At 66.8% G+C, this 11,575-nt stretch carries 9 protein-coding genes and 1 pseudogene; 1 reads left to right on the top strand and 9 read right to left on the bottom strand.

Features of this window, described 5'->3' with window-relative positions; translation table 11 throughout:
• Window positions 1–257: 257 nt before the first annotated feature.
• The 9 genes and pseudogenes from narI to JF66_RS11330 all read right to left on the bottom strand — a co-directional run bounded on the left by narI (window position 258) and on the right by JF66_RS11330 (window position 10,227).
• Entirely contained in the window at window positions 258–1,016 is a 759-nt protein-coding gene (narI, locus tag JF66_RS11365; RefSeq protein ID WP_035877992.1) for a respiratory nitrate reductase subunit gamma, read from the bottom strand.
• Window positions 1,013–1,294, bottom strand: coding sequence for a hypothetical protein (locus tag JF66_RS24350; RefSeq protein ID WP_231556386.1), 282 nt, complete (start codon window positions 1,292–1,294; stop codon window positions 1,013–1,015). The genes narI and JF66_RS24350 overlap by 4 nt, the downstream gene beginning before the upstream one ends.
• Window positions 1,295–1,353: 59 nt before the next feature.
• A pseudogene (locus tag JF66_RS24345) lies at window positions 1,354–1,617 on the bottom strand (nitrate reductase molybdenum cofactor assembly chaperone); the annotation flags it as partial.
• A gap of 86 nt (window positions 1,618–1,703) precedes the next feature.
• Window positions 1,704–3,377 carry a nitrate reductase subunit beta gene (gene narH, locus JF66_RS11355; RefSeq protein ID WP_035877989.1) on the bottom strand — a complete coding sequence of 558 codons (1,674 nt, stop codon included), beginning with the start codon at window positions 3,375–3,377 and terminating at the stop codon, window positions 1,704–1,706.
• A complete protein-coding gene (locus JF66_RS11350) occupies window positions 3,378–7,127 on the bottom strand; it encodes a nitrate reductase subunit alpha (protein WP_035878000.1) in 3,750 nt (1,249 codons plus the stop codon).
• Between the two features lie 75 nt (window positions 7,128–7,202).
• Entirely contained in the window at window positions 7,203–7,886 is a 684-nt protein-coding gene (locus tag JF66_RS11345) for a metalloregulator ArsR/SmtB family transcription factor (RefSeq protein ID WP_051973449.1), read from the bottom strand.
• Between the two features lie 58 nt (window positions 7,887–7,944).
• Complete coding sequence (locus JF66_RS11340; protein WP_035877987.1) at window positions 7,945–8,172, bottom strand: hypothetical protein; 228 nt, start codon at window positions 8,170–8,172, stop codon at window positions 7,945–7,947.
• On the bottom strand, window positions 8,169–8,867 hold the full coding sequence (locus JF66_RS11335) for a TrkA family potassium uptake protein (protein WP_051973448.1): 699 nt from the start codon (window positions 8,865–8,867) through the stop codon (window positions 8,169–8,171). Before JF66_RS11335 ends, JF66_RS11340 begins: the two co-directional genes overlap by 4 nt.
• Window positions 8,860–10,227 (bottom strand): TrkH family potassium uptake protein, encoded by a 1,368-nt coding sequence (locus tag JF66_RS11330; RefSeq protein WP_035877985.1) that lies wholly within the window; start codon window positions 10,225–10,227, stop codon window positions 8,860–8,862. Before JF66_RS11330 ends, JF66_RS11335 begins: the two co-directional genes overlap by 8 nt.
• Window positions 10,228–10,774: 547 nt before the next feature.
• Here JF66_RS11330 and JF66_RS21745 point away from each other — a divergent pair.
• The gene (locus JF66_RS21745) at window positions 10,775–11,320 is read left to right on the top strand and encodes a hypothetical protein (protein ID WP_051973447.1); all 546 of its coding nucleotides are present in this window, start codon (window positions 10,775–10,777) and stop codon (window positions 11,318–11,320) included.
• Window positions 11,321–11,575 lie beyond the last annotated feature (255 nt).

The following is an 11,575-nucleotide window of genomic DNA, read 5'->3' as shown; positions in this document are numbered from 1 at the left end:
TGGTCGAGGAGCGAGGAACGAGCGTCTCGAGACCGCGCAACCTGACTCGCAAACTCGGCTCACCGGGTCTCGTGTCTCGTGTCTCGTGTCTCGACAGGCTCGACAACCGGCGCCGTAGACGGCGTTCCTCGACCAGCGGAATGGGGAAACCGCGGCGCATTTCCCCCTCCCACGGTGGCGCGAAGCGCCCGACCAGCTCGATCGCTCGCGCCTCGCGCCTCGACAGTCGGACGCACAACCTGCGAGAGAGCGTCGCATCAGTGGCGTCCCCGAACGACGGGACGCTCGCTCTTCTCCCAGCCGCGGCGCGGCGCGCGGGACCCGGTACCGCGGGGGTCGTCACGCGAGCGATAGACGACATAGGGGCGCACGAGGTACCCGAGCGGCGCCGAGAAGACGTGCACGAGCCGGGTGAACGGCCACAGCAGAAACAGGGCCGTCGCGGTGAGCACATGCAACTGGAAGAAGAACGGCACATCGCTCATCAGCGACGGATCGGGCTGGAACCCGTAGAGCGAGCGGATCCACGGAGAGATCGATCCGCGGTAGTCGTAGCCGCCGCCGAAGATCTGGTACAAAACGGTGGCGGTGGTGCCGAAGGTGATCGTGCCGGCCAGCAACACGTACATCACCTTGTCCATCACCGTGGTCACCAGCAGCACCCGAGTGGTGCGCCGTCGCCGGTAGATCAGGATGACCAGGCCCGACACGGTGAGCAGGGCCGCGAAGCTGCCCAGCCACGTGGCGCCGAGGTGGTACATGTGCTCGGTGACGCCGAAGAACTCGAGCCACGGCTTCGGAATGAACAGGCCGACGACATGCCCGCCGATCACCATCAGGATGCCGTAGTGGAACATCGGCGACCCCCAGCGCAGCAGCCGGTTCTCGTAGGTCTGGCTCGACCGGCTGGTCCAGCCGAACTGGTCGTAGCGGTAGCGCAGCAGGTGTCCCACAATGAACACACCGCTCGCCGCGTAGGGGAAGGCCACCCAGAGCAGGTAGTCCCAGGCGGTCATACTCGTGCCCCTTCACTCACACTGAACGGTTTCAGGTTGCCGAGAAAGGTCATGCCCACGGTTTCGGTGGGTGGCCCTTCGTTGACGAGGTCGAGGTAGCGCTGCCTCGTCACCTCGTCGATCTCGGGCAGCGACAGCGACACCGCCTCGACGACGTGCGCGTACGGGCTGCCCACCGCCTCGAGTGCGCTGCGCAGCACCTCGATGCCGTCACGGTGCGCCGACAGCAGTTCCGCCGCGATCGGTGAGTCGGAACAGGCCGAGAACTCGAGCACCATGGCAGGTAGTCGGGCAGCTCGTCGGCGGCCACCTCCCAGCCGGCCGCGCGATACGCCTCCACGAAACGCACCAGCGCCATGCCCCGCCGCCGGGTGTCCCCCGCCGCATAGTACGAGAGATAGGGGCAACACTTGCGCTTCAGGTCGAACGTGGCTGTGAAGTGCGCCTCCAGTTCCTGGGGACTCCAGGCACCGACCCCGGCGAAGAATTCCTCGAACGCCGCCCGCAGGGCGTCGGGCAGCGTGGACACGGATGCCCGCACCACCGAGAACCGCCTGCGCCGCTCCGCCGAAGGGTAGTCGAGCAGGATCGAGGCCGCCATGTGCGCGATCACGCCGTCAGACGACGAGAGCGCCAACGCCTGTATCCGCTGCGGTGCCACCTTGGGTGCACGGAAGCCGAAGGTGATCATGCGGGTGCCCCGTCGTCCGTGGCGGGGGGCTGCACGGGCGGGAACAGACCGGCAGCGGATGCCGCGCCGTTCCAGTTGAGCAGGTTCACCCGTCCCGGCGTGGTCGGCGTGCCCGCCTCGCCGCGCATCTCGTTGTAGTTGTCGACGGTGGCACCGAGGGGCATCCCGACGGTGTTGCCGTACGGGCCGCTGTGCCCGGCGGAACCGGGTCCACCCATGCCGGGACCGCCATCGGTGTCGAGGGAGCAGCCCAGCTCTTCGAGCTCGCGCGCCGTCTCCACGTGCGCCTTCGGGATCACGTAGCGGTCCTCATACTTGGCGATGGCGAGCAGGCGGTACATGGCCTGGATCGACTCGCCGGTCATGCCGACCGCCTCCGGGATGGACTCGTCGAGGTCATTGCCGAGGTTCACGTCACGCATGTAGGAACGCATCGCGGCGAGCTTGCGCAGCGAGGATTCCACCGGCACCACGTCGCCGGCCGAGAACAACCCGGCCAGGTATTCCACCGGGATGCGCAGCTTGTCGATGGCAGCGAACAGGGTGCGGGAGTCTTCGCCGTCGCTCCCTGTGGTGCTCACCACGTCGACAACGGGCGACAGCGGCGGAATGTACCAGACCATCGGCATGGTGCGGTATTCCGGGTGCAGCGGCAGCGCGATCCTGAACTCCGAAATGAGCTTGTAGATAGGGCTGTTCTGTGCGGCCAGGATCCAGTCGTCGGCCATGCCGCCGGCCTTCGCCGCCGCGATGACCTCGGGGTCGAACGGATCGAGGAAGCAGGAGCGCTGGGCCTCGAGCAGGTCCTGGTCGTTCTCGACCGTGGCCGCCTGCAGCACCGCATCGGCGTCGTAGAGCATCAGTCCGAGGTAGCGCAGGCGTCCCACGCACGTTTCGGAGCAGATGGTGGGCTTGCCCTGCTCGATCAGCGGGTAGCAGAGGGTGCACTTCTCGGCCTTGCCGGTCTTGTGGTTGAAATACACCTTCTTGTACGGGCACGCCGAGACGCACATCCGCCAGCCGCGACATCCGTCCTCGTCGACCAGCACGATGCCGTCTTCCTCACGCTTGTACATGGCGCCGGAGGGGCACGCGGCCACGCAGGCGGGGTTGAGGCAGTGCTCGCAAATGCGCGGCAGGTAGAACATGAAGGTCTCCTCGAACTCCATCTTCACGTGCTCACTCATGGTCGCCAGAATCGGGTCGGCCGCCGCGGTCTCCTGCGAGCCGCCGAGGTCGTCGTCCCAGTTGCCCGACCATTTGATGTCCATGTTCTTGCCGGTCAGCAGCGACTTCGGCCGGGCGACGGGGCTCTGGTTGCCGGCCGGGGCGGTGGTGAGCATGTCGTAGTCGTAGGTCCACGGCTCGTAGTAGTCGTCGATCTGCGGCAGGTCGGGGTTATTGAAGATGTGAGCGAGGCGGTTGATGCGCCCGCCCGAGCGCAGCTTCAGCCGACCGCGCTTATTGCGCACCCACCCGCCCTTCCAGCGCGCCTGGTCTTCATACTGGCGCGGGTAGCCGAGCCCGGGCCGCGTCTCCACGTTGTTGAACCACGCGTACTCCACACCGGTTCGGTTGGTCCACACCTGCTTGCAGGTCACCGAGCAGGTGTGGCAGCCGATGCACTTGTCGAGATTCATAATCATCGACATCTGGGCCATAACGCGCATTTAGTACTCAACTTCCTGGCTGCGGCGGCGGATCACGGTGACCTCGTCGCGTTGATTCCCGGTCGGGCCGAGATAATTGAACGCAAACGACAGTTGCGCGTAGCCACCGATCAGGTGGCTGGGCTTCAAGAGGATGCGGGTGAGCGAGTTGTTGGTGCCGCCGCGCTTTCCGCTCGTCTCGGCCACCGGCACATTGATGGTGCGGTCCTTCGCGTGGTACATGTACACCGTGCCCTCCGGCATGCGGTGCGAGACCACGGCCCGGGCCACGACCACGCCATTGCGGTTGTAGGACTCGATCCAGTCGTTGTCGCGCACACCGATCTTTTCGGCATCCTGCGGGCTCATCCACATGGTCGGCCCGCCACGGCTGAGCGACAGCATCAGCAGGTTGTCCTGGTACTCGGAGTGGATCGACCATTTCGAGTGCGGGGTGAGGTAGCGCACCGCCACCTCCGCCCGCCCCTTCGCTGCCGGGTCCCCGGTCGCCGCCGTCGACCCCACGATCGAGTCGTTGAAGAGGCGGTGCATGTCCAGCGGCGGCCGAAACACCGGCAGGGATTCGCCCAGCTCGATCATCCAGTCGTGGTCGAGGTAGAAGTGCTGGCGCCCGGTGAGGGTGTGCCACGGCTTGAGGTGTTCCACGTTGATCGTGAACGCGCTGTACCTCCTGCCGCCATGCTCGGAGCCCGACCATTCCGGGGAGGTGAGCACAGGGACCGGGGCGCCCTGCACATCTGGGTAGCTGAATCGGCGGCCGGCGTTGTCGCTGGCCAGGTGTGCGAGCTTGGTGCCGGTTCGTTCCTCGAGCGCTCGAAAACCCTGAGTGCCGAGTCGGCCGTTCGTGGTTCCCGAGAGCGCGAGCACCATTTCGCAGGCGTGGATCGCGGTCGTGAGGCGCGGCCGCCCCTTCGCCGGGCCCTCCGGCATCAGACCGTTCTTCCGACCGAGGTAGTCGACCTCCTCGTCGGGGGCGAATTTGACGCCCTTGGTCATCATGCCGAGCTTCGCCGTGAGCGGTCCGAGCGCGCCGAGCTGCGCGGCGAAGGCGGGGTAGTCCCGTTCCACGACCGTCAGCTTGGGCATGGTCAGCCCGGGGATCAGCGGCTGGTCGTTGCGCACGATGCCGTGCGGCGTGGCCATCGCATCCGGGGTGTCGTGCAGCAGTGGCGTGGCCACGAGGTCGTGGCGAACGCCGAGGTGGCCGATCGAGAGTTCGGAGATCTTCTGCGCCAGGAAGTGGAAGGTGTCGAAGTCGGTCTTCGCCTGCCATGGCGGGGCGATCGCCGGGTTGAACGAGTGGATGAACGGATGCATGTCCGTCGTCGACAGGTCGTTCTTCTCATACCACGTGGCCGGCGGCAACACCACGTCGCTGTAGATGGTGGTGCTGGTCATGCGGAAATCACTCGTGACGAGAAGGTCGAGCTTGCCCTCCGGGGCGTTCTCGCGCCACGTCATGGTGCTCGGCCGTTTCTCCGCCGGCGATTCGGGGGCCCGCACGGCGGATTCGGTGCCGAGCAGGTGCTTGAGGAAGTACTCGTTGCCCTTGCCGGACGAGCCGAGAATGTTGGCGCGCCACACCACGAGCACCCGGGGGAAGTTCTCCGGGGCGTCCGGGTCTTCGCAGGAGTACTCGAGGCTGCCGTCTTCGAGGGAGTCCACCACGTACTGGGCGGGAGCGACCCCGGCCGTGGCGGCATCGTCCACGAGGTCGAGCGAGTTGCGATTGAAGGTGGGGTAGCTCGGCATCCAGCCGCGCTTGGCCGATTCCACCAGGCAGTCGGCGGTGGTCCGGCCGGCGAAGATTCCGGTGCCGAGCGGGGTGGCAAGCACATCCGCGGACAGGCCGTCGTAGCGCCACTGATCGGTGGCGAGGTAGAAAAAGCCGGTGCCGATCATCTGCCGCGGCGGCCGCACCCAGTCGAGGGCGAAGGCGTACTGGCCGTAGCCGGTGAGCGGCCGTACCTTTTCCTGGCCCACGTAGTGCGCCCATCCGCCGCCGTTGACGCCCTGGCAGCCGGTCATCGTGGTGAGCGCCAGGAAGGCGCGGTAGATGGTGTCGGAGTGGAACCAATGGTTCGTGCCGGCGCCCATCAGGATCATCGATCGTCCACCCGAGTCTTCGGCGTTCTGCGCGAACTCCCGGCCGATTCGTTCGGCGGCCTGCCGCGGCACGGAGGTGATCTCCTCCTGCCAGGCCGGCGTTCCGGGGCTGGAGGCGTCGTCATAGCCGGTGGGCCACACGCCGGGCAGTCCCGGCCGGCCCACGCCGTATTGGGCGAGCAGCAGGTCGAAAACGGTCGTCACCAGCTGGCCGGCCACCCGGCGCACGGGCACGCCGCGGCGAATGACGCCCGCGCCGCCGGCGTGTTGAACTCCCTCGTCGTCGGTCTCGGGCGATACGTCGAAACGGGGCAGGTCGACCGCGACGGATGCGCCGTCGTGGTCGACGGCATCCGCTATCGACAGAAGAGGGTCGTGCCCCTCGAGGTCGAGGTTCCATGTGCCCTTGTCGGTCTCGCTGAACCGGTGGCCGATGGAGCCGTTCGGTACGAAGGGGGTACCGTCGGCGTCGAGCATCACGGTCTTGAACGCGGCGCTGGCCACGGATGCCGGGGTTTCCGGCAGCGCGTCGGCCGTGACGAACTTGCCGGGCACGTACGCGTCACCGCGCGGCGTCAGGGCGATCAGGTAGGCCGAGTCGCTGAATTTCGTCATGTAGTCGACGAAGCGCGGTGTGCGCCGATCCACCAGGAATTCGCGCAGCACGACGTGGCCCATGGCGAGGGCGAGGGCGCCGTCAGTGCCGGGGTGCACGGCGAGCCATTCGTCGGCGAACTTGGAGTTGTCGGCGTAGTCGGGAGAGACGGTGATGACCTTCTGTCCGCGGTAGCGGGCCTCCACCATGAAGTGCGCGTCGGGGGTGCGGGTGACGGGCACGTTGGAGCCCCACATGATGAGGTAGCTCGAGTTCCACCAGTCGGCGGATTCCGGCACGTCGGTCTGGTCGCCGAACACCTGCGGGCTCGCCACGGGCAGGTCGGCGTACCAGTCGTAGAACGAGAGCATCGTGCCGCCGAGCAGCGAGATGAACCGGTTGCCCACGCCCTGGCTCACGATCGACATAGCCGGGATCGGGGAGAAGCCCACGATTCGGTCTGGCCCGTGCGCTTTGATGGTGTGCACGTGGGCGGCGGCCACGATTTCAGCGGCCTCGTCCCACGTGGCGCGCACGAGTCCGCCGTGGCCTCGCGCGCTCTTGTACGCGCGTGCCGTCTCGGGGTTCGCGGTGATCGCGGCCCAGGCCAGCACCGGGTCGCCGAGACGGGCCTTCGCCTCTCGAAAGAGGTCCAACAGCACGCCGCGCACGTAGGGGTAGCGAACGCGGGTGGGCGAGTAGGTGTACCAGCTGAACGCGGCGCCGCGGGGGCATCCGCGCGGCTCGTATTCGGGGCTGTCCGGTCCCACGGAGGGGTAGTCGGTCTGCTGGGTTTCCCACGTGATGATGCCGTCTTTCACGTACACCTTCCAGGAGCAGGAGCCCGTGCAGTTCACGCCGTGGGTGGAGCGCACCTCTTTGTCGTGGGTCCAGCGATCGCGATAGAAGGAGTCGGCCGCACGCCCGCCGGAGAGGAAGACGCTGCGCAGGTCCTTCGACGTCTCGCCGCGGCGGAGGAACCGGCCGAGGCCCAGCAGGGTGTCGGCCAGGGCTCCGTCGGTGCCCGGCCTGGGTGTTGCGTGTTTCATCGGCATGCCCCTCGCGATACGCCGGGCGGCCAGCCGGCCACCCGCATACCTCAGCCTCGCCGCCGGTGAAACCCGCTACAAGCTCAGAACACCGTGAATAATGTCTTCATCGGGTTCGCTGCCCGCTCGACGCACCAGATCAAGGGTGCAGTTTTGTGGCGCCTGGATCAGGTGCAGCTGCTGCGCGCGCAGCGGCCCCTCGGCCTGATCGAGCACCCCCTGGATCAGCGCGAAGTGCACGCGACAGACCTCGGGGTTCGACTTCACCATTTCGGAATAGGGGCAGTCCCGCAGGTGTACGTGCAGCCCGTCCGGGTCGATGCTCGCGTCGAAGCCGGATTGGTCGAGGTGGTCGTCGAGGGCATCCATCTGCCGCTGCTGGGGGTTCGAGGCAACGGAAGACCCGGGCACCTGAGCCGGCTCGGCGGTGGCGGGCAGCAGCATCCGTCGCACCTGTTCGGCCCGTTGCAGCGCGACCTCGACCTTGTGCCCGCGGATGGATCCCTCGGCGCGATCGACCCCGGCGGCAGCGGAGTAGAGCATTCTCGGGCGGCCTTTCGCGTCGCGGTGTTCGCGCGCACACGTCACGAAGCCGTCAGCCATCAGGCGATCGAGGTGTTCCCGCGTCGTGTTCGGGTGCAGGCCCGTGGCTTCAGCCAGGTCGCCGATGGTCATGGTGCCACGCCGCTGCAACAGGTTCAGCAGGGTCATTCGGCTCAGGCTCGCAAGAGTCTTGAAGCCGGACGGGTGAGCGGTCATGCCTCCAGTATGGGGGTCAAACGTCCCTCGAGCCATGTTTTTTTCGGGGCAGGGCGCGTCAGCGACGGGGCGCCCGCGGGGCCGGCGGCGGCGGAACCTCCTTGGCGGCAACCACGTCGGCGAGGAGCAGCGTCACGAGCCCTCGTTTCGTCTCGACCACGACGGATGCCGGCGGCGCCTCGCGCAGGCAGCCCAGGGCATCCGTGTACCCACCCTCGATACGGGTACGCACGACCACGCGAGTGCCGAGCGGAGCGCCGGCCAGGAATGCCAGAAAGTCGCTCATCGCAGCAGGCTGAACGCCTCCACGCGTTCGGACTGGCCCGCGATGAGGATGACGTCACCGTCCTGAATCACGGTGTTCAGGCTCGTGTAACTCCAGCCCACGCCGTCTCGGTGGAACGCGGTCACGGTGATGCCGTGCTTGGCGCGCACCTTGGCCTCGCCGAGGGGCACCCCGATGAGCAATGCGGGCGGCGTGGTCTTCACGATCGCAAAATTCTCGCCAATCTCGATGTAGTCCTGCATGGCGCCGCGCACGAGGTGGGCGACGCGCTTGCCCATGTCTTTTTCCGGGTAGATCACGTGGTGCACCCCCAGCTGCGTGAGGATCTCGCCGTGCGGATCGCTCACCGCCTTGGCCCAGATGTTGGAGATGCCGAGTTTGAGCAGCAGCGACGAGGTGAGGATGCTCGCCTGGATGTCGCCGCCGATCGCGACGACGACGCTGGTGAAGTCGGGTACGGACAGCTCGCGCAGCGTCGCCTCCTTGGTCGAATCGGCGCGCACGACGTGGGTGAGCAGACCGTTGTGCGCCTGCACGATTTCTTCGTCGCCGTCGATGCCGAGCACCTCGGTTCCACTTCGCATCAGCTCGACGGCGAGCGCGCTGCCGAACCGGCCGAGGCCGATCACCACAACGGAGGATGCCTCGGCGAAGCGCGTGGCGTCGCGACGGCCGAACAGTGAGTACCTAGCCAATGATCGGCCTTTCCTTCGGGAGTTCGTAGGTGGAGCGACGTTCGCGCAGGGCGAGCGCCGAGGCAAAGGTGATGGGGCCGAGCCGGCCGATGAACATGAGCAGGATGAGGATGACCTGCCCGGCGGGCGGAAGCGCGGCGGTGATTCCGGTGGACAGTCCCACCGTGGCGAAGGCCGAGATGGTCTCGAACATCAGGGAATCGAGAGAATCGTCGGTCATCAGCATGAGCGCGGCCGTGGCGGCGACCACCACGGCGACCGCGAGCAGCACGATCGTGATGGCCTGGCGGTGCACTGCGCGGGAGAGCCGCTTGCCGAAGACATTCACGGCCACGTCGCCGCGCACCTCGGCCCAGAGGATGAAGAACAGCACGGCGAACGTCGTGATCTTGATGCCGCCGGCGGTGCCGGCCGGACCCGCGCCGATGAGCATGAGCACGTCCATGCCCAGCAGGCTCGCGGAGTCCATCTGCCCGATGTCGATGCTGTTGAACCCGGCCGTACGCGTTTGCACCGATTGGAAGAAGCCGGCGAGCAGCTTGGCCGGCCAGTCCATCGGGCCGAGCGTGTTCGGGTTGTTCCACTCCACGGCGGTGATGTACACCGAGCCCAGCACGAGCAGCACGATCGTGCCGGCGACGACGATGCGGGTGTTCATCGTCCACTTGAGGGGGCTGCGGAGGTGCTTGCGCAGCTGAACGATCACCGGAAAGCCGAGCCCGCCGAGGATGATCGCCGCGCAGATCGGCAGGCCGATCCAGGGGTCGGCGGCGTAGGACATCATGCTGTCGCTGAACAGGGCGAAGCCGGCGTTGTTGAAGCTCGACACTGCGTGGAACACTCCGAGCCACACCGCCCGCCCGAACGGTTCGCCATAGCCGAACAGGAATCTGATCGTCAGTAGCACGGCGACAGCGCCCTCGATGATCAGCGAGATCTTCACGACCCCGACGATGAGCCCCTTGACGTCTTCGAGGCCCACGCTCTTCGCCTCGGCGGCGGCGTTGATGCGCGAACGCAACGAGAGTTTGCGTACCACCGCCAGGCCGATCACCGAGGCGAACGTCATGATGCCGAACCCGCCCACCTGGATCAGCGCCAGGATCACGATCTGGCCGAACGGAGTCCAGTACTCGGCGGTGTCCACCACGGTGAGGCCGGTCACACACACGGCCGAGGTCGCGGTGAAAATCGCCTCGAGGAAGGTGGCACTGTCGGGCCCGACCCGGGCGTTCGGCAGCATCAGGAGGGCCGTGCCCACGAAGATGGTGAACGCGAAAGCGGATGCGACGACCTGCGCGGGATGCAACCGCCGCCGCTTGGCCGCACTGCCGTTTTCCAGAATCGCCCGTGAGTGCACTCACTAACTCTACGTGGCGCGCCGCGATCGCGGCTGCCCACTTCCGTTCCGGCGCACGGCGCCCGGCGCCCGGCGCGGAAGCCAGCGCACCGTCCGGAACCCACAGCGCACCCTCCGGAACCCAGCGCACGCTCCACCCTGCGCCAACCTCCCCACCCTGCGCCAACCCACCATTCCCCGGCCCACCGCGCACCCTCCGGAACCCGGCGCACCCTCCGGAACCCGGCGCACCCTCCGGAACCCGGCGCACCCTCCGGAAGCTGGCGCAGGGTGCGGAACTCGGCGTGGATTGGCGAACGGATGGCGGTTGCCAGCTTCCCGTAAGACCTTCCCGGCACCGCTCCCACAGGCCAGTCATAGCGGCGATCGCGGGGCGGGAGAAGTCGCGCACCGGGGCATCCGCTGCCCTTCAGAGGCCGATCCCGCGCCACCCGACCAAACCGCGATGCGGGTTGCTCCGGACCATTCCCGTGCCCCGAATGAACATTCGGGCCGTGTGGCTCGAGAACATCGGGCCGAAACAGAACAACGAAATTAGGAGTTCTCCATGAACACGATCACCAAGCGCATCGCCGTATTCGGAGCAACCGGCGCAGCAGCAGGCGCCCTCATCATCGGCGGTCTCGTCGCCCCGGCGCAGGCTGACAGCCTGGACCGCGCCAGCACCACCACGAGCACCGTGACGGACAGCTCCACCACCCAGGCCCACACCGATCTGATCAACGACCTGTTCAACGGTGCGACCGGCAACGGTGTACTCGGCAACGACGTGGCTAACGGCGGCGTGGCCAACGGCGGGCTCGTCAACGGCGGAATCGCCAACGGCTCGCTCAACCCCTCCGTCGGAGACGTCGCCTCCGGCACAGAGCTTGGCAATGGAAACGCCGTCGCCTCGGGCAACGACACCGCGGTTGACGCTCCCGTCACCGCGCCCATCACCGCCCCGGTCGAGGCGCCCGTTGACGCTCCCGTCGGCAACGGCACCACGACAGACGTTGGAGGAGTCGACACCGGCGCCATCGACGGCCAGGTAAACGACCTCGTCGACGACGTGCTCGGTGATGTGGCACTCACCTCAATCTTCGGACGCTAACCAGCTCCGATATTCCCCTGCACCATCATGATCGGGCGACCCCTTCGGGGGTCGCCCATTCGTTCATCTGGGGCAGACCAGACTGTGCCCCCATTTCCGGTGCCATCACAAGTGACTCTGTGGAAGCCTTCCTGATATGGGGCATACTCTGTGTATACGGGCAGAGTGCTGGTTGTGCGTCTTGGGGGGACGATTTGGGTCGAGTCATCTTCTTGCGTCCGCACAAGCATCTGCTTCGTGACACGCTCACCATTT

This window comes from Cryobacterium sp. MLB-32 (assembly GCF_000738085.1).
Lineage (GTDB): Bacteria > Actinomycetota > Actinomycetes > Actinomycetales > Microbacteriaceae > Cryobacterium.
The sequence above is the reverse complement of the archived record's forward strand: the minus strand, read 5'-3'. Positions and strand labels throughout refer to the sequence as shown.

Coding starts and splice junctions, on each gene's coding strand:
- JF66_RS11345 (WP_051973449.1), bottom strand. CDS start 7,886: ATGACCGCTCACCCGTCCGGCTTCAAGACTCTTGCGAGCCTGAGCCGA.
- JF66_RS11350 (WP_035878000.1), bottom strand. CDS start 7,127: ATGAAACACGCAACACCCAGGCCGGGCACCGACGGAGCCCTGGCCGAC.
- JF66_RS21745 (WP_051973447.1), top strand. CDS start 10,775: ATGAACACGATCACCAAGCGCATCGCCGTATTCGGAGCAACCGGCGCA.
- narI (WP_035877992.1), bottom strand. CDS start 1,016: ATGACCGCCTGGGACTACCTGCTCTGGGTGGCCTTCCCCTACGCGGCG.
- narH (WP_035877989.1), bottom strand. CDS start 3,377: ATGCGCGTTATGGCCCAGATGTCGATGATTATGAATCTCGACAAGTGC.
- JF66_RS24350 (WP_231556386.1), bottom strand. CDS start 1,294: ATGGTGCTCGAGTTCTCGGCCTGTTCCGACTCACCGATCGCGGCGGAA.
- JF66_RS11340 (WP_035877987.1), bottom strand. CDS start 8,172: ATGAGCGACTTTCTGGCATTCCTGGCCGGCGCTCCGCTCGGCACTCGC.